Below are 16,969 nucleotides of genomic sequence, written 5' to 3' on the forward strand. Positions count from 1 at the left end.
GCTCCACTCCTCAAGGGTGTGGGCGAACTCGGGTGGTATGTGCTGATGTAGGCACGCGTGCGCTCCGGGACCTCTTCGTGCGATCCCAGCTTGCGACCGCGGCAGTGGTAGGTGAGGCCACCAGGACGCTGCCCCGGCCCATCCACGGGAGCCACGGGGACATCCGGCTCCAAGACTTCGTTGCCGGGACGCTGGGCGCGTCCCCCGCGAGGTCGGCGCGGTCGGCGAAGAACTGGAAGAGTTCGAGCGCCTTGTACGTGTCGCCCCAGAAACTCTCGGCGAGGGCGTTGTCGTAACTTGAGCCGACCCGGCCCATACTCCTGCGGATCTTGAGTTCGTCGCAGACCTGCGCGAACGCGGCGGACGTGTACTGCGAGCCCCTGTCCGCGTGAAAGATCACCCCGCCCACGTGGCCGCCGCGGGTCATGACCGCCATCTTCAGTGCGTCGATGACCAGTTCCGTGCGCATGTGGGAGGCCATCGAGTAGCCGAGCACCCGGCGTGAGCAGATGTCCAGAACGCAGGCGAGATAGAGCCACGTCCCGCCGACCTGCACGTATGTGATGTCACCGCACCACTTCTCGTCCAGCTGCCCGGCGGTGAAGTCGCGGTGGACGAGGTCCGGGGCCGGCGGTGCGAACCGGACCGGGATGGTGGTGCGCTTGCGCCGACGCAGGTGACGGCCCTCGATCCGGTTCAGACGCATGAGCCGCTCGACACGCTTGCGGTTGACGGTGTGCCCGAAGCCCCGCAGTTCCGCATGTACACGCCTCACTCCGTACGTTCCCCTGTGCACGGTGTGGACCTCGCGGATCTCCGCGACCAGGGCCGCGTCAGCGGCCCGCCGGACCTCGCGGGCCTTCGCCCCGGCGATCCACCGGTAATAGCCCGACCGCGAGACCTGCAGAACCCGGCATATCCGCTGAACACCGAAGGTCCCGGCGTGGGCGGAGACGAAGTCCCAGCGGCGGGTCTTCACTTCATCTCCTTGGCGAAATAAGCCGCCGCCCGCCGCAGGATCTCCCGCTCGAGCTCCCACTCCTTCTCCGCCTTGCGCAGCCGTCCGTTCTCCGCCCTCAGCCGGACCAGCTCCTCATCCCGGTTCTCCCCGGCCGGCTCGCCGCGGCCGTGATCGCGGCCCGCCTGTTCGTCGGCCTGGCGCACCCAGCTCCGCAGTGTCTCGCCGGTCACCCCGACATCCGCCGCAACCGCCGCATACGTGCGCTTACCGCCCGCCGCGCGATACAGCGCGACCGCATCGTTCCTGAACTCCTCCGGATACGGAGACTTCCGTCCCACCAGGACACCCTTCCTCGGATCAACAAGATCCATTGTCAGAGTGTCCACACGGCCGGGGGCACCTCACCTCGGCGCACTCCCCGAAAACCGCCTCGGCGGCCTCCAGCCGAACAAGTCCCCCCTCGACCTCGGCCAGTTCCTTGCGCAACACCTCTGCACGTTCCTCCAGCTCAAGCCGCTGCTGAACCGTCCGCGTCAGCACACCTGTCACGCCGCCGACCGCAGAGCCCGCCCCGGAACGCCAGACCTCACGCGTGACGGACGATCACGTGCCGACGATCTCGCCCCCGGCCAGCCCGAACTCGCCAGCCCCAGCCCACGCCAGGCCCGTGACCTGCACCTGTGGAGGCCACGGATCGAGGGCGGCACGACCGCGCCCCGACACCCGGCCAGGCCCGGGACCTCACCACCGGACGGCTTACCGCTGCCGCGTGAGGATGTACCGCTCACCCGAGTCCGGCTTGCCGATCCAGGTGAAGACCGTCGGGTGTTCCTCCGTACCGCCGAGGTCCCAGCCGAAGCGCAGGCTCGCGCAGTCCGCGATGCCGAGCTCGTACGGCCGGACGGCACCCTCGCTCTCGGTCAACTGCCATTTCCCGGTGCAGTTGTAGGCACCGGACTGCTCACCCGTGGCGTCGTACTCCTTGACGCGCTTCGCCGTCACCGTGCCGTCCGCCGCGAAGCGGAGGCTTGCGCCGTCGCCGTCCGTCCAGGTGCCGACCATGTCGCCTTCGGTGAGCCGGGGCGGTTCGTAGATCTTGAGGATCCCCGAGCTGTACGCCCCGACCCCGACCGCAAGCGTCGCCGCGAACAGCCCCAGACCGCCCAGCGCCACGCCCCCGAGCACCCGCCATCGGGCCCCGGGCTTTCCGGGGTTCCCCGCCGCCCGGGCGCACAGGGCCGCGGGTGCCAGTCCGACGATGAGGCTGAGGGCAAGGACGGGATAAACGAGCAGGTCGCCGGGGCCGTCGAAGCCGGTAAGGAACGTGCAGGAGCCGATGAGCAGCGCCAGGGTGACGACAACGACCGCCACCGTGGCCAGGGTGAGCTGCCAGCTGTCATGACCTCCAGATGGTGCAGCGCCTTCAGGGGCACGACCGGGGTGTCGGCGGTGAACTGCTCGATACGGCGCTCCACCTCCCGCAGCAACTCCGTCAGTTCGTCGGGCAGGGCCACCGTGCTCTCTCCGACCGGGACCCTGTGCTGGTCCCGGTCGTACTGGCACGACTCCTGCGGCGGGCTCGGCACCGCGGGGAACGCAAGGGAGCTGGAGCGTTGAGCCGCACGGTGCCGAGCTCGCGTCAGCAGGCGGCGCTGGACAGTACGAGTAGGACTTCGACAAAACGACGATATCGACCATCAGCTTGTGGTGGCTTCGCCACACGGACCACAGGAGAATGAACGCCAGAGGGAACGCCAGGTAGGAGTTCCGCTGTTCGAGCAGGAAGTGGCCCAACTCGGAGGCCGAGGACAGTTCCGTCGCGTCGGGGCGTTCCAATTCGACGGCGAACAACGTCACGGCGATCGCGAACAACGCGTTTGTGAAGAAGACGAGCCGTTCAGGGGGAAAGCCCGGGCTCCGGTCAAGCATTGCCGTTCGTCCACGCTCCCAAGCGTCCGGGGTGTGGCGACGACGTGGCCTGCGCGAGCTGTTGCGGGAAGTCCGCGATGCCCTGTCCGACAGGAGTGGGCGCGATCAGGATGCCCAGCGCCAGGATGATCACGGGCGTCGTCCTCTTCCTCCACACGGCTATGGGCCCGCGTACGTCGACGGTCGGCGGGGGCCGGGAGTAAGGGACCGTGGGGGGTCTCCCTACGGGGACCGCCCGCCGGGCGCTGGGCTCACGTCGGCAGGCCGGACGGGACCTCCGCCGAGCCCTGCGTGACGAGCACGTCCAGGTCCCTGGTCGGACCGGACAGTCTGCGTACGGGTCTGGACGGCACGCCTTTGGTCAGTCGCTCTTCAACAGGCCCCGGACGTAAGCCGCCTGGCCCACGTGCTGGAGGTCGTCGGAAATCACGCTGATGAGCCGGACGCCCAGGGTGACGTGCGGTGTCCACCTTTCGTCGACGACGCGGTCGAGCGCCGGGCCGGAGAGCTTGCCGACGTACGTCAGGGTCTGCTCGTGCACGGCGTCGAAGTAGCCGCGCAATTGGGCTGCCGTGACGGAGCGTACGGAGGCGACCTGTGCCTCCGTGTGGCCGTAACCGATGTCCTCGGCAGCGAACGGCAGGCCGAAGTGGTCGCACCAGCGGTCGCCCACCCATACCTGGTCCAGCCCGGCGGCGTCGGCGACGTGGTCGTCCTGCACGCGCGTGAGGTGCCAGATCAGCCACCCGATCGAATTCCCGTGGCCGTCCGGCCGGAACGCGAGCTGTTCGGCAGAGAGCCCGTCGACGACTGCGTGGACTTCTTCCTGGACGCGACCGAACGCGTCGGACAGCACCTGTTGAGTGTTCATGCCCTCCATGGTCGGCCATGTGGGCCCGAAGCGCCGTGTTGGTTCTCGGGCCGCGTCGATGGTGAAGGTGGCTCGGGCTTCACCGGGTTCGGCGGCGACTGTCGAATTCCCCGGAAGTCACACCCAGCCTCTTCCTATTGTCCGCACGGAAAGGGCGTGTTGAAGCATTCACCTGATGCAGAGCGAATCGAGCGCCCCCGCGCGCCCCATAAAGATGAAGATCCAAAACCGCCACTCTGGGTTCCGGTGATCGAATCCCGATCCCCGAAGCTCACCAGGAAAGGTGGCGCTATGCGTTCAACTGTCAAGAGGCTGCCGACCGTCGCACTGATGACGGCCTTGATCGGCTCCGTACAGGTGATCGGCCACACGTCGACCGCGACGGCGGCCGAGGGAATCCACTTCCAGCAACTCCTCAACGGGGAGCGCCTTCCGGACGGCGACATCGTCCAGGCCACCGTCCTCCCCGGAGGCGCGGCGCCCGGCCAGATCTCGATCCAGCTGAGGCTGTCCGGGGTCACCTGGTGGAAGGGCATCCAGACGGGGCCCATCGTGCTCTGCCAGGCCCAGGACAACCAGCAGTCGTCCAGCGCCCAGGTCTCCGTCTCGGACTTCAACGCCCATGGGCTCCAGCTGTGGAAGGCGAAGACCTTCGGCGTGCACACGGAGATGTACAACGTTGTCGACGCCACGGAAAAGATGTCCGGCGGCAACGCCTACATCTTCATCTGGACGAAGGACTGACCGGACCGGCACCTGTCCCGTGTGCCGCTCCATCTCCCCCTCCCTCCTCAATTCCCCCACATCCGAATCCAGTACGTGAGTGAGGCTGCACCATGAATTCAGTCGCGAAGCGACTCTCGACGGCCGCAGTGATGTTGGCCCTGTTCACTCCCGCGGTCGGCGTGCACACCGCCGCAGCGGCGAGCGCGCCCGAGGCCGTCCGTACCGTGCCCGTCACCAAAGCGGTGAACGCCCCCGGCACGGAGTGGACGTTCTACGCCGCGTTCGCGACCGCGGGCGCCTGCTGGGCCAAGGCGGCTTCGTACAAGAACGAATACTGGTGGGTCGACGCCACCACGTGCGTCTTCAACTCCGCGCAGAACAGCTGGTTCATGTTCTACGAGGCGTAGGTCAGTCTCAGCCGCCGTGTCGCCGGTGTTGCGGCGACACGGCGGGTCCGGACACCCCACGAGGCCCTGAACCGCGGTGTCATGCCGGGGAGGGTAGGAGGCCGTTCTCGTGGGCGAAGATCACAGCCCGTACCCGGTCCCGGAGTTCGAGCCTGTGCAGTATCCGCCCCAGCCGGGACTTCACGGTTGCCTCCGCGAGGTACGCGGTGGGGTCGGGGCAGCAGCGGAGTTTCCGCAGTAGTCGCCGGCACTTGAGTCCGGCACCGGTCAGGGCGTCGACCATGCCGCGCGTCCGGGCGGCGGTCAGGTCGTGGGTGGCCAGGACATCGCTCGCCTCGCATATGCAGCGGTAAGCGGTGGCGATCCCGATGCCCAACCCGGCGGCGAGCGGAGCGTAGGTGTTCACCGCATCGCAGATGGTCGAGAGCGAGCAGGGCCTGCCGCCCGGCCGTCAGGCGCCGCCGCCGGACGCCAATCTCCGCGCGCTGCAATGTCAACTGGCGGGCGAGGTAGCGCAGATGCATGTCTGACCGATCGATCGCCGGCGGGTAGACAAGCACGCGAAGCTCCTGCGCAGCACGGTGGATTGTGGTCGTGACACCGTCTACCAGGAGCTTTGTCATGCTGCAGAGCCGACCAACTGACGGACCACGCCAGCAGGTTGGAAAAGGATCACGCCCGCCGCGCTCAGAGTTCGCGCCGGAAGGTGACCCGGTCCAAGGAGGGGCCGTCGTAGTCCGCGATGGGGGGCGGAGGGGACGAAGCCGAGAGCCCGGTGGAAGGCGATGGAACGGTCGTTCTGCGGGGAGGTGATGGCCTTGACGCAGGTGCGGCCGTTGGCACGGGCCATGTCGAAGAACCGCTCGTAGAGGAAGCGGCCCAGCCCGGTGCGTCGCCGGTCGGGGGCCACTCCGGTGAAGTGGATGTACGCCTCGTGCGGGTTGGAGGGGGAGAGGAAGCCGATGACGAAGCCTGCCAGCTCGCCGTCGTGCTCGGCCACCAGGCTGGTGTCGTAGAAGTGGTTCACGAACACCCGGGTCAGGTCGCGGGAGGCGGGTCGGCCCCACCAGTCGTCGACCACCGCGACGACGGTGTCGAAGTCCTGTGGCACCGCAGCGCGCGTCGAGAAGGGATCCAGTGTGCGCACTTCCGGCGCGCCGAGCTTCCTGCGGAACGCCACCCGGTCCTGGCCCGGGCCGTCGTAGTCGCTGTGCACGGGGACTCCGTCCACCGTGCGGTCGCCCGTGTCCGGTTCGAAGCCCAGGGCCCGGTGGAAGGCGATGGATCCGGTGTTCTGCGGCGAGGTGATCGCGCGCACCTCGGTGCGTCCCGCCGCTGCCGCGCGTTCGAAGAAGGCGGTGTAGAGCCGACGGGCCACTCCCCGCTTGCGCAGTTCGGGGTCCACGCCGACGAAGTGGACGTACGCCTCGTGCGCGTGGTCGGTGGAGTGGAAGCCCACGAGGAACGCCCGGATCCCGCTCTCGTCCTCCAGGACCAGACTGGTGTGCGCGAAGTGCTGGAGGAACAGCCGGGGCAGCAGCAGCGAGAGCTCCCGTGCCTGTTCGGGGGTGCGGCTGTCGCCCCACCACTGCTGTACGCACCGCACGAGTGTCGGGTAGTCGGCCGTCCGGGCCAGGCGTACGTCCTGCATGTCCTGCCTCTCTGTCGGAAGTCGTCGAAGTCGTCGAGATCGGGGCTGCGTCACTTCTGGGGGGTGTGGCGCTGCCCTTGTCCCGGCCGCCGTCCGGGATCACCGGGAGGGTCACCTTCGAGGGGTGCGCGGCGTCGTGCAGCACCGTCTGCCGTGCGGTGCGCGTCCGGGTCGGGTCGAACTGCGGGTAGTGGCTGGAGGAGAGGTCGAGCCGGATCCGGTGGCCTTTCTTGAAGACGTTACTGGTCGGCCACACCTTGATGGTGTATTCGTACACCTTGCCCGGGACGACCGGCTTCGGATCGCTGAGCGACTCGCGGTAACTGGCGCTCAGGATGCTGCTGTTGAGTCACCCCGAGGGCGATCGCCGAAGGCCCTCCTTCTGGATTGCCGCAGCACGTGAGCGGCATCCGGCTGCCAGTGGCAGCCTCCGCCACAGCAAAAGCCGCTCCCACAGGCGTGGTTGAGCCGACTACGCCCCACGCAGAAAACGGCTGGGCCCACAAGAGCGGGCTGCCGAGCCGGCATCGTCCAAGGCGATGAGGTAGAGCTGCTCCGCGCCGGGGACGTAGCCGGGCCCCTTCGCCACCGAGGAGATCATGCGCCTGCGGCCCGGCGGTCGGGACGGCCCTGGGGCAGGCACGCCGCGTCCACGGTGCCCCAGGCTGGAAGCCGCTGGTGCCGTTGAGCTGCTGCCGTTCAGAGACACAGACCGAGGTGCCGCACTGCGTGTGGTGCGATGGCCGACGTCACCGGAGCCGGCGTGCCGTTCGGGCAGCGTGGATCACGTCAGCCGGGCCGGCACTCCGTGAGCCGACCGTTTTCGCTGGTCAGCCGGGTACCGACTAGCCTTGGGCAAGACTGCGGGGCGGCGTTCAGGGGGACACATGCACGACGAGGAGTGGCGACCCATGTCGTCTGTCGAGGTGCACTTCGCATTGCTGGACGGCGTGGAGGCGTACCGAGGCGAGGCGAAGCTGGCCCTGGGCCCGCCGCAGCGGCGTGCGGTGCTGTGTGCCCTGGTACTGCGCCGTCGACAGTGGGTGTCGGCGCAGGCCCTGCTGGAGGCCCTCTACGAGGAAGCCATTCCGGCGAGCGGCATCGGAGTGATCCAGACGCACGTGGCCGCGCTGCGCCGCGTACTGGAACCGGGACGCAGACCGCGCACCCCCGCAACGATCCTGCTGTCCGGCCACGGCGGCTACCAGCTCAAGATCGACGACGCGCAGACCGACCTAGGTGTACTGGACCGCCTCACCGCCGAGGCGGAGCTGGCAAGGAGTCGGGCCGACCTGAGGGCGGCCGACCGGCTGTACGCAAACGCCCTCGGACTGTTCGGCGGTGAGCCTCTCGCCGGGATCCCGGGCCCCTACGCCGCACGCTGGCGGGGCGCGCTCGCCGAACGCAGACTCACGCTGCGGGAGAACGCTCTCGATGTCATGATCGCCCACGGACATCCGGACCGGGCAGCCGACCAGTTGCGGACGCTGGTCGTGGAACACCCTCTGCGGGAACGGCTGTACGCGTTGCTGATGCGCGCACTGTATCAACACGGCTGCCAGAGTGAGGCGTTGGACGTCTACTCCCGTGCCCGCCGCATCCTCGTGGACCACCTCGGTATCGACCCCAGCCACGAATTGCGGGCCTTGCACGCGCTGGTCCTGTCCGGCGAGCCGGCTACCCCACCTGCGGAGGGCTCCTGGGAACAGACGCTGCCTTCGCTGCGGGGCGGCAGCCGCCTTGGGCAGGGTACCGCGCGTGCCGGTGAACCGACGGAGAGCGGCCTTGCGGAGGACAGTACGGGGGCGGCCGGCCCAGGTACGGACGACGCATGGACGATCAGCACGCCGACAGGTGGGGCGGAAGGCATCGCTCCTCCGGCGGCGTCGGCCCCCGCACCGACCGACGCGTGGACTACCGCCCCGCATCGGCCCATCGCCGGAAGGCAAGGGCCCCTCATCGGAAGGGACTCGGCACTGGCGCAGATCCTCGTCCTGGCGGAAAACGCCGCAGCAGGTGCGGGCGGACTGGCGGTGGTGTCCAGTGCCCCGGGCCACGGCAAGTCCCGGTTTCTTGACGAGTTGGCCCTCCGGCTGCCCCACGTACGCCGTATCCACATCCACGCGCACCCGGCCACGCACGACGAGCATCCGCTCGGATTCGTGGAGGAGGTGCTGGCCCGTCTGGGTGCGGCCAGTGCCGGTATATCGACCTGCACCGACCACGCCATCGCAGAACTGGTGTGCGGCGCCCCGGGGACGGACGGGCATCCGACGGTCATTCTCGTCGACGACGCGTCCCCGTCGGGCGAACGGGCCTCGCGCCTGCTGTCGGTCCTGGCCCGCCGACTGCGCACTTCGCGCGTCCTGCTCGTGGTGACGGTGAACGAACAACCCTGGGATCCGGGTGCCGCCGCCTGGCATTCCGCGGTGGAAGGTGCCGCAACCGCGCTGTTGAGGCTCGGCGCGCTGGACGCGACCGCCGTAACCGCGCTCTGCGCAGCCGCAGCGGGCGCCGACCGCGCGCCGTCCCTGGCGGGGCAGGTCCTGCGCGCCACCGCGGGGATCCCCCTGCTCGTCGTGGCCCTTCTGACCGACCTGGCCACCCTCCCGGCCTCCGCGCGACTACCCTCGCGCATGCCCGGAGGTCGGTACTCGCGTGCCCTGGCGCAGCAGTTAGGCCGCTACTCCGCGGAAGGCGCGCGTATGCTGCGGGCCCTGGCGGTCCTGTCGGACGGCCCGGTCACAGTGGAGATCCTGGCAGCGGCCTGCGACGAACCCGTAACGACGGTGCGGGACCGATGCGAACTGCTGGCATCAGTGGGCGTGCTGGACCGCGCCGACCCGCCCGCACTCCCCCACCCGCTGGTGACGCAAGTACTGCGTCGGCTGACCGACCCTCAGGAGAGCGCAGCAATGTGCGTGGCTGCAGCGGGGCAGGCCAAAGTGCAAGGGCAGGACGCCCGGCAGGCGGCCCGGTACCTGCGCGAACTCACCGGCGCCCAGTGGTCCTCCTGGACGGTGGTGCTCCTCGATGCCGCAGACGCGTGCCTGCGGCTCAACCTGATCAGTGAGGCGAGGGACCATGTGCGGGCAGCGCTGCGGATCGTCGCCCCCTCCGCACGTGATGCGGTCCTCCTGCGGCTCGGTCAGCTCGAGACATTGGTCAATCCGGCGGCGGCACCGGCCCGTTTCGAGGAGGCGCTGGCGCTCCAGCGTGCCCGGGGGGCCGTGCCCACCGCACTGATTCCGCTGGCCTGGGCCTTGACCGCCCAGTACCGCGGTGAGGAGGCCATCGTGCTCATGGATGAGGTGGTGGCCGAGACCGCACGCCGCGATCCTGCCACGGCCTCAGCGCTGCGGGCCGCCTCATGGACGGTCGCCGCCCTCACCCAGGAGACGTGGTCCGTATTCGTCCGGCGGCTGCGGGCCGAACACCGGGACGGCCCGGCTTCGAAGGATCCGGCCGCCGATGCGGTCCTCGCCTGGGCCGATGCGTTCGAGGTGCGATGCAGCGCGCAGCAGGCGCTGGCCCGATTCCCGGCAGCGGAGGCCCGCGGCCAGGGAGCCGGCCGGGGCTGGGGACAGCTGCCGACCGAGCTGTCAGGGATCTTGGCGCACCTTGCGGTGTGGTCGGAGAACCTCTGCCTTGCGTGGGAACTCTGCGCACAGCGCGACGATCGCTACTTCGGCGCCGCCGACGTCTTCCGGCTCGTCCTGCGGGCCGAAGTGCTGCTGCGCCGGGGCGAATACGGGCACGCACTCAGGGAGTGCGCGCTCGTGGCGTCTGCCGCACCGCAACACCCGGCTTCCCGTCCTGCGGCGCTCGTCGCACAGTATGCGCACGCATTGCTCGGCCTCGGCCGGACCGACGAGGCCGACCGCCTGCTCGCGGATGCTGCCGACCAAGCAGATCCCCGGTCCTGGGAATTGACGGTGGTGAAGTTCGTGCAGGGCATGGTGTGCTCGGCTCGGGACGATGCACGGCAGGCGGTGGCACACTTCCTGGACTGCGGGCGTCGCGTAGCCTCCTGGCGACTGGACAACCCGGGCTACATTCCCTGGCGCAGCTACGCGGCACTCGACCTCGTCAGACTGGGCGAGTTCGACCGCGCCAGAGAGCTGGCCGCGGCGGAGCTGGCTCTCGCCCGGCGCTGGAACACCCCCCGGACGCTGGGGCTCGCCTGGCGCGCGGTCGCCCTGGCCGCCTCCGACGAGCGCACGCTGCCTCTGCTGGAACGAGCGGTGGAGCATCTGCGTGCCAGCGAGGCCCGCGTGGAGTTCGTGCCCGCCCTGTTGGACCTTGCGCTCGCGCGAGCCGGAGCGGGAGACCGGCAAGGTGCCTGTGAACTGCTGGAGGAGGCTCGGGCCTTCGCCGCTTCCCAGGGTGCGGACCTGTATTCCGGCCGCATTGACGCGCACCTCGAAAGGCTCTGGGGCGAATTGACAAGCGGGTGACGTCGACCTGGACCGGCATGCCGGACCAGGGCCTCGTTCGGTGGGCGTTCAGCCAGTTTTCAGTCGTGGCCGCACGGTGTATGTCACGGCCGGCACCGGAAATATCCCGGTGCCGCCCGGTGACCCGACCAAGCAAGTGCCCCCCGGAGTACCTCATGTCCCAGCAGCCACGCCCCGTGCGGGCGTCCCGCACCCATCTCCTCACCCGGCTGGTCCTCCTCGCTTCCTGCCTCCCTTATTGGCTCGCCCTGCGCCGCGACGCATGGCGGAACCGGAGAAGCGGTCGATGAGAGCCTGAGGTTGCAGCAGCCAAGGCGGGTTCGTGCATGCCCCGGCTCCAGGCGTGCAGCTGATTGAGGGGGATCGCGAGCCGGTCGGCGGCCTCGCTGAGTCTGGTGCTCTGCCCGTCAGTGAAGGCGAGCAGGGCGTCGCACACGGCGGCGTGGGCATCGTGGCGGGCATCTTCGGCGGCGTCTGCTGTGGTGAACCAGGTGTGAGCGGCCGCCCGGTGAAGAAGAAGACCGCGGCTCTTCGCAGGACCCCGATCGTCTTCACCTGCTCGGTCGCCCGCTTGCGCAGCCGCTCGAGCTCCTCACGCTCGGCGGTCGTGAGCTCTCCCGGGGCGCTCTCGCCACGGTCGGCCTTGGCCCGGTGGTACCAGACGCGCGAGGACTCCGAGCTGATGCCCAGCTCCCAGGCGACGGCGGTGACCGTCTTGCCCGACGATCCGACGAGCGCGATCGCGTCCCTTTTGAACTCCGCGGTGCACCGCTTCGTGTACGTGATTCGCACCTGGCGCCACTTCCTCTGGAACATCAGGTCCCAGTCTCCAGATGTCCACGATCAAGGGGAAGGCTCAATGCCTGCCTTCCCCGCATGCGCGAACAAAGAGATGCTGCGCATCTCGTCGAAACAAAGAGGTGCTGCACATCCCGTCGAACTGACACACCCGTGGGAGGCCCCCTGTGTGAACAGGGCAGTGGCCGCCGCCGACGAAGCGGTAGCCCTCCGGGTCCTGCCGCTGCGGGCCGTGGTTACGGCGTCCCCGTGCCGGTCGCGGTGGTTGACGGCGGCGATGTGGCACTGGTCAGCGTGCAGCCCGGGCGGGACAGCTTCAGCCGGGAGCCCTCGGTGAGACAGGCGGCGATCTGGTGGACCTGCTGGCCGTAGCCGCGGCCCTTCACGGCGGTCACGGATCCGTTCCGGTCGACCTCGCAGGGGTTGTTGTTGGTGCACTGCTCGCCATCGCGATTGTGGGTGTTGTTGATGCCCACGACCGTGTTCAGGTCGGGTGCCAGCAGTGCGGTTCCGGAGTAGCCGGGCCTGCTGACGCAGGTGTCGCCGGTGGCGTAGCGCACCGCTCGGTCCTGCTGGTGGCCGTCCTCCCGCAGGTGCGGCACCACGGTCTCCACCGTGCACGACGGACGGTGGAAGCCGTGGGCCATGGTCAACCGGTCCCCCTTGCGCATCGGGGTGGTGGACAGCCGGAAGACCTTCGCGCCCTCCGCGGCCAGCTGGGCGTAGGTCTTGTCCAGCCTGTACAGCGCGATGTCGGTACCCGTCATCGTCGCGTACACCAGCCGGGTCGCGCGGGCACTGGTCTGGGGGTAGCCGGCGGTGTCGGCGATGGTGACCGGCTTCTTCAGATCGGCGGGCCGGTCCACCAGGGCCCTCCCCGGTGCGGGACGACCGCTCGGCACGCAGTGCCCGTTGGTCAGCACCAGCGCCGGGTCCTGGGGGCGCGCGGTGGGGGTGCGCACCACGGAACCCATGCAGTCGCCCACCTTGGCCGCGCCCTCCACGTTCGGGACCGGGTCGAGCGGCGGCACGTCGGTTCCGCTCACGATGCCGTTGATCCAGGCGGAGTTCTTCGTGACATCGACGTACAGACCGGGAAAGTTGACGCCCTTGGCGCTGGCACCGGTGACCACTCCCGACAGTTCCCACTCGCTGCCCGCGCGCACCAGGGCGGGGCCTCCGGAGTCCGTCGTCCCCGGCCCGACGGGAGGAGTGATGCGGCCGATGCACAAGGTCGAAGCCGACCCGGCGTCGCCCTCGTTCCAGCACTCGCTGTCCGGCACGACCTCGGTTTCGGCTTCGCGCAGCCTGTTGGAAAAGCACGTGGTGTCGTTGAAGTCGTCGCAGTCCTCGGAGGACGGGCCCCAACCGAGGATGCGGACGGGCGTCTTCACGGCGGGCGTGCTGCCGGCCACCCGAACGGGCTTGGCCTGCACCGGATTGCGCAGGTGCAGCAACGCGATGTCCTCGCCCGGGGGGTCGTACGTGGTGTGACGGCGGTAGAACCTGTCGACCTCGGCGACTTCGCCGCCGTTGGTGACGTCCAACGACCCGACGCGCACCTTCCAACCGCGGGGAACGCCCGCCTTCGCGCCCGTCGGGGAGTTGGCGCAGTGCCCTGCGGTCACCGCCCACTGCGGAGCGATGAGCACGGCCCCGCACCGGTGTCCGTCCGCGCGGGGAGCGTCGTACTGAAGCGAGACCATGAACGAATACGGCTGGGGGGATGCGATGCCGCCCACGATGGCCTGCGCCGGCGAGGCGGTGACCATGGTCGTGATCGCCACTGCCCCGGTGGTCAGGACGGCTGTCGTTCTTCTGCTCATCCACGTGCGCATGTGTGAACTCCCGTTCGTTCTCCGCCGGGCATGAAGCCGGGCGGGCGTCTACGGAGGAACGGCATCGGGCCGTCCCGCGTGCACACGATCTTGAACTCGGGGGGCTTCCGCTTGATCTCGCCCGTGTGTCAGGCACACCACAGCAACCGCTCGGATGTGTTTCAGTGCAGGCGCACAGAAGTCATGGCAGAAGTCCACGAGGCGGTGGGTTCCCGACCGGCAGGCTCTGTGCGGGATCCTGTTCGTCCTGCGGACCGGCAGGGAGAGGCCGGTTGGGCGGGGTGGGGCCCAGTTCACAGGGATCTGGAAGCCGTTGTCCTCACCGGCCCTGATCGGGGCCTCCAGCGGTTCGCGAGCCGTGTCAGGGCATTGCCGATGAGGTTGCCCGCGACGACGCCGACGCCGATGGCCGCGGTGGAGAGCAGTGCGAGCAGCGCGGCCGTTCCGGCTCCGTCGCGCCCCACGGAGAGCTGGGTCAGGCTCTCGTACACCTGGAGGCTGGGCAGCAGGGCTCCGGCGGCTCCCGGGACGATCACGGCCGCGGACGGCACCCGGAGCGCCGGGCTGAAGACCGCCGCAGCCACACCAAGTGCCGTCGCCGCGCAGAACACCGCGAAGGCCGGTACGTGTACGACTTGGGCCATGGCCATGTTCACCGTGCCGCCGAGCACTCCCGCGGCGAGGGCCACCGGCAGCAGCCGCCGCGTACCGCCCATGGAGACGCAGTTGCCCAGGGCTCCGATCGCCGAGACGAGGAGTCCGGCCCAGACGGGCAGTGCGGCGTGGTCGATGCGTGGTGCGTACAGGTCCGCCGTCGCCTCGTCGACGAGCACCGCGACGGTGACCACTCCGGCGGCCATGCCGGCGAGGGCGGTGGTCACGTTGACCGCACGGGTGGCCGCCATCAGGGAATAGCCCGTGATGCCGTCCTGCGGCAGCGCCATGAGGGGCACGATCGGCAGCAGCACCACCAGGTTCGCCGCGAGCACGGCCGTGCTGTACGGGTTGATGAGGCCGGTTTGGAACAGGACGATTCCCAGGCCCACGGCCACGGCCGCCTGGGTGGCGATGACGAAGAAGAACGGCACCGCGTACCGGAGCAGCAGCCACCCCGTCCGGTCGCACGCCGTCAGTACGGCCACCGCCGTGAGAGCTGCCCCTACCGAGCCGCCCACCTGGAGGGTCACCGATGCCGCGAGGACTCCGCCGCCTGCCGTGCGCGCCCACCAGGGCCAGAACGGCGGGGTGGCCTGGATGCGGCGCAGCGCGTCGGCGGCCCGCCGCACGTCGAGATGGCCCGCGACCACGTGGTTCACCAGCCGGTGGAGTGCCGCCATACGTCGCAGATCGCGGGGATCGGCCCCCGTCCGCGTCACGCGCATCATCGATGCCGGGGCCGCGCGCGGCGGAGCGTACTGGAGGTGGATGGTGCGGGCGGTGATGTCGATCTCCAGGTGGTTGAGACCCAGCTGCGTCGAGACCGCGATCACGGAGGACTCGATGGCATGCGTGTCGAACCCGCACAGGAAGAGTTCCTGGCCGAGCCGGAGGGCGAAATCCATGACCCGACGGGCGTCGCGCGCGGACAGAGTGCCGGGGCTGATGTCCACCGAGCCGTCGAAGGCCGTGTGCTTCAGCCGGTCGAGGACTTCGCGCCCCTCACGGTCGTCCTGTTTTCTGCGCGCCTTGCCCTCGTCGCGCTCCGCTCCGTCGTCCATGAGCCCCTCGCTGTTCGGCGAACTACCGAAAGAGTCACGCGTGGGAGCCGACGGGTGGCGCAGCAACGCCTGCGGCTTGGTGGTGCCGTCGGTGGTTCACCCGTTCGGTCCCGCACCCGGGCGCGGGACCGGTGGTCGCTACGGGGCTGGGACGGACACCTGCGGGAGCAGGCGTTCGAAGCAGAGGGAGTCGGGGACCTTCTCGTACGCGCCGAAGTTGGGGATCCGCCGGTAGCCGGAGCGCGTGTAGAAGCGGACGGCGTCCGGTTGCGCGGGGCCGGTCTCCAGGCGCAGCCGGGACCAGCCCCGGGCCTGCGCCCACTGCTCCAGCGCCGCCAGGACGGCGGCCGCCACACCGGTGCCGCGCCGGTCGGGGACCACGTACATCCGCTTGACCTCGCCCGACTCCGCGTCCAGGGCGCGCAGTCCGCCGCAGCCGACGGCGGTCCCGTCGGCCGCCCGGGCCACCACGAACACCGCGATGTCGGCGGCCGTCGGCGCGCTGCCGGACTCGCTGTCGGGGGTGCCGTACCGCTCGGCCATCTCCGCGCGCTGCCGGGCACGCAGGGCGACGGCGTCGGGCTGGTCCCAGGCGACGGATTCGATGTACATGCGGCGATGGTGCCTGAGGAGTGTTGCGGGTACGTGAACGGGGCACTGCGGGTGCACGATGGGGTACTTCGCGGGGCGGCGGTGCGTCGTCCGCCGGTACGCCGCGGACCTCTCAGCGGAAGGGGTGTACCCCTGGTTGGTGTGGAAGGGCGCGCGGCCTCCCGGTCCCGAGGTCGTACGGCACGGCTGGCGGGACATGCGCATGCCGGCCGGTGCCCCGCTCGACGCGGTGCGGGCAGCCTGCGACGCACTGCGTGACGTCGACGGGTTCGTGAGCATGCCGGTCAGTGCACCGGACGACGCCGGATCGGTGCCTCCCGGCGACCGGGTCGCGGCGGCCCGGGTGCTGCGGTGCCCGGCGGGGCGCCGCACGCCCTGCACGGCACCCTCTTCGCCCGGTCCTTCCGGACGCTGCGGCCGGGGGCGGCCGTAGGGGCCGGGCCCGTTGGTGAGGGTGCCGGTGCCGTGGCCCTGGGTGCAGCGAAGGGGGCGGGCACCTGAACCGGGGGTGCGGGTGGTGCTCCATCGATCGGTACAGGAACTGCGGGGTCGTGCCCCGCTCGGCTGACGCGCCACCAGGTGGCGGGAGCCCTTCGGGGCGGCCGCGGCCACTGTCCGCTCCTGGGTGAATCGACGGCGTGAGCGCGGTCGCCGCGGGCGTCTTCGTCCGGGCCGTGAACGACCTGCTCGGCCCTGTCGCCGGAGGATCCGAGGCGGCCGACGGGTAGGCCCTCGTCACCACTCGTACCGCCGAGCGCGAGGCCCCGCGAACTGCGTCGCGCTGCTGGCCCCGTCGGTCCTGGAGCGCCGGCGGCTGCCCCGGCACGGCATCACCGTCACGGCCTACGGCGCCGCCGTCGCGGACCGGCCGGGCCTCTGCCCGTACGGCGACCAGGACGGCAACACACGCGGACGTACGTCGACACGAGCGGCCGCCTGAGCATCGAGGAGGGACACCGACGGCGACGGGCGAATCAGTCCCGCCGCGTGGATCCCGGCCG

12 protein-coding genes and 5 pseudogenes are annotated in these 16,969 nt (G+C 69.9%); 4 read left to right on the forward strand and 13 right to left on the reverse strand.

What is annotated here, in order from left to right:
* Window positions 1–10 precede the first annotated feature (10 nt).
* The 3 genes and pseudogenes from IE269_RS43370 to IE269_RS43375 form a co-directional block, all read right to left on the reverse strand.
* Window positions 11–241 (reverse strand): annotated as a pseudogene (locus IE269_RS43370) (DUF1838 family protein); the annotation flags it as partial.
* 24 nt (window positions 242–265) lie between these two features.
* A pseudogene (locus IE269_RS30375) lies at window positions 266–1,299 on the reverse strand (IS3 family transposase); the annotation flags it as partial.
* A 418-nt stretch (window positions 1,300–1,717) separates the two neighbouring features.
* Window positions 1,718–2,332, reverse strand: a complete 615-nt coding sequence (locus IE269_RS43375) for a hypothetical protein (protein ID WP_229898503.1) — start codon at window positions 2,330–2,332, stop codon at window positions 1,718–1,720.
* Between the two features lie 27 nt (window positions 2,333–2,359).
* Here IE269_RS43375 and IE269_RS43380 point away from each other — a divergent pair, with 27 nt between their 5' ends.
* On the forward strand, window positions 2,360–2,578 hold the full coding sequence (locus IE269_RS43380; RefSeq protein ID WP_229898502.1) for a hypothetical protein: 219 nt from the start codon (window positions 2,360–2,362) through the stop codon (window positions 2,576–2,578).
* A 66-nt stretch (window positions 2,579–2,644) separates the two neighbouring features.
* Here the strand turns inward: IE269_RS43380 and IE269_RS43855 are convergent.
* The 3 genes and pseudogenes from IE269_RS43855 to IE269_RS30395 all read right to left on the reverse strand — a co-directional run.
* A pseudogene (locus tag IE269_RS43855) lies at window positions 2,645–2,890 on the reverse strand (TMEM175 family protein); the annotation flags it as partial.
* Window positions 2,883–3,023: a hypothetical protein gene (locus IE269_RS30390; RefSeq protein WP_189826434.1), complete on the reverse strand. Its 141-nt coding sequence runs from the start codon at window positions 3,021–3,023 to the stop codon at window positions 2,883–2,885. The pseudogene IE269_RS43855 and the gene IE269_RS30390, both read right to left, overlap by 8 nt.
* A 228-nt stretch (window positions 3,024–3,251) precedes the next feature.
* Window positions 3,252–3,761 carry a mycothiol transferase gene (locus IE269_RS30395; RefSeq protein WP_189826435.1) on the reverse strand — a complete coding sequence of 170 codons (510 nt, stop codon included), beginning with the start codon at window positions 3,759–3,761 and terminating at the stop codon, window positions 3,252–3,254.
* 291 nt (window positions 3,762–4,052) lie between these two features.
* Between IE269_RS30395 and IE269_RS30400 the strand changes: the two genes are divergently transcribed.
* Both IE269_RS30400 and IE269_RS30405 read left to right on the forward strand, forming a co-directional pair.
* Entirely contained in the window at window positions 4,053–4,505 is a 453-nt protein-coding gene (locus IE269_RS30400) for a hypothetical protein (protein ID WP_189826436.1), read from the forward strand.
* Window positions 4,506–4,597: 92 nt separating this feature from the next.
* Entirely contained in the window at window positions 4,598–4,894 is a 297-nt protein-coding gene (locus IE269_RS30405) for a hypothetical protein (RefSeq protein ID WP_189826437.1), read from the forward strand.
* A 316-nt stretch (window positions 4,895–5,210) separates the two neighbouring features.
* Here IE269_RS30405 and IE269_RS43385 read toward each other — a convergent pair.
* From IE269_RS43385 to IE269_RS30420, 3 genes and pseudogenes are all read right to left on the reverse strand, one after another.
* A pseudogene (locus tag IE269_RS43385) lies at window positions 5,211–5,454 on the reverse strand (transposase family protein); the annotation flags it as partial.
* Between the two features lie 59 nt (window positions 5,455–5,513).
* Complete coding sequence (locus IE269_RS30415) at window positions 5,514–6,545, reverse strand: GNAT family N-acetyltransferase (protein WP_229898501.1); 1,032 nt, start codon at window positions 6,543–6,545, stop codon at window positions 5,514–5,516.
* A 124-nt stretch (window positions 6,546–6,669) separates the two neighbouring features.
* Window positions 6,670–6,882, reverse strand: a pseudogene (locus tag IE269_RS30420) (CocE/NonD family hydrolase C-terminal non-catalytic domain-containing protein); the annotation flags it as partial.
* Between the two features lie 574 nt (window positions 6,883–7,456).
* Between IE269_RS30420 and IE269_RS30425 the strand changes: the two are divergent.
* Complete coding sequence (locus tag IE269_RS30425) at window positions 7,457–11,002, forward strand: ATP-binding protein (protein ID WP_189826438.1); 3,546 nt, start codon at window positions 7,457–7,459, stop codon at window positions 11,000–11,002.
* 201 nt (window positions 11,003–11,203) lie between these two features.
* On the opposite strand, the gene IE269_RS43860 is transcribed toward IE269_RS30425, so the two are convergent.
* From IE269_RS43860 to IE269_RS30445, 4 genes are all read right to left on the reverse strand, one after another.
* Window positions 11,204–11,818, reverse strand: coding sequence for a transposase (locus IE269_RS43860; RefSeq protein ID WP_189826439.1), 615 nt, complete (start codon window positions 11,816–11,818; stop codon window positions 11,204–11,206).
* 218 nt (window positions 11,819–12,036) lie between these two features.
* Window positions 12,037–13,626: a S1 family serine peptidase gene (locus IE269_RS30435; protein ID WP_189826440.1), complete on the reverse strand. Its 1,590-nt coding sequence runs from the start codon at window positions 13,624–13,626 to the stop codon at window positions 12,037–12,039.
* A gap of 305 nt (window positions 13,627–13,931) precedes the next feature.
* Entirely contained in the window at window positions 13,932–15,356 is a 1,425-nt protein-coding gene (locus IE269_RS30440; protein ID WP_189826441.1) for a threonine/serine exporter family protein, read from the reverse strand.
* A 138-nt stretch (window positions 15,357–15,494) separates the two neighbouring features.
* Window positions 15,495–15,968, reverse strand: coding sequence for a GNAT family N-acetyltransferase (locus IE269_RS30445; protein ID WP_189826442.1), 474 nt, complete (start codon window positions 15,966–15,968; stop codon window positions 15,495–15,497).
* Window positions 15,969–16,969: the final 1,001 nt, after the last annotated feature.

It is taken from the genome of Streptomyces spiroverticillatus, assembly GCA_014650415.1.
Taxonomy (GTDB): domain Bacteria; phylum Actinomycetota; class Actinomycetes; order Streptomycetales; family Streptomycetaceae; genus Streptomyces; species Streptomyces spiroverticillatus.

What these genes read in the sequence shown, in the direction of transcription:
- IE269_RS43380 (WP_229898502.1), top strand. Translation starts at nt 2,360, where the DNA reads ATGACCTCCAGATGGTGCAGCGCCTTCAGGGGCACGACCGGGGTGTCG.
- IE269_RS30395 (WP_189826435.1), bottom strand. Translation starts at nt 3,761, where the DNA reads ATGAACACTCAACAGGTGCTGTCCGACGCGTTCGGTCGCGTCCAGGAA.
- IE269_RS30400 (WP_189826436.1), top strand. Translation starts at nt 4,053, where the DNA reads ATGCGTTCAACTGTCAAGAGGCTGCCGACCGTCGCACTGATGACGGCC.
- IE269_RS30405 (WP_189826437.1), top strand. Translation starts at nt 4,598, where the DNA reads ATGAATTCAGTCGCGAAGCGACTCTCGACGGCCGCAGTGATGTTGGCC.
- IE269_RS30415 (WP_229898501.1), bottom strand. Translation starts at nt 6,545, where the DNA reads ATGCAGGACGTACGCCTGGCCCGGACGGCCGACTACCCGACACTCGTG.
- IE269_RS30425 (WP_189826438.1), top strand. Translation starts at nt 7,457, where the DNA reads ATGTCGTCTGTCGAGGTGCACTTCGCATTGCTGGACGGCGTGGAGGCG.
- IE269_RS43860 (WP_189826439.1), bottom strand. Translation starts at nt 11,818, where the DNA reads ATGTTCCAGAGGAAGTGGCGCCAGGTGCGAATCACGTACACGAAGCGG.
- IE269_RS30435 (WP_189826440.1), bottom strand. Translation starts at nt 13,626, where the DNA reads ATGAGCAGAAGAACGACAGCCGTCCTGACCACCGGGGCAGTGGCGATC.
- IE269_RS30440 (WP_189826441.1), bottom strand. Translation starts at nt 15,356, where the DNA reads ATGGACGACGGAGCGGAGCGCGACGAGGGCAAGGCGCGCAGAAAACAG.
- IE269_RS30445 (WP_189826442.1), bottom strand. Translation starts at nt 15,968, where the DNA reads ATGTACATCGAATCCGTCGCCTGGGACCAGCCCGACGCCGTCGCCCTG.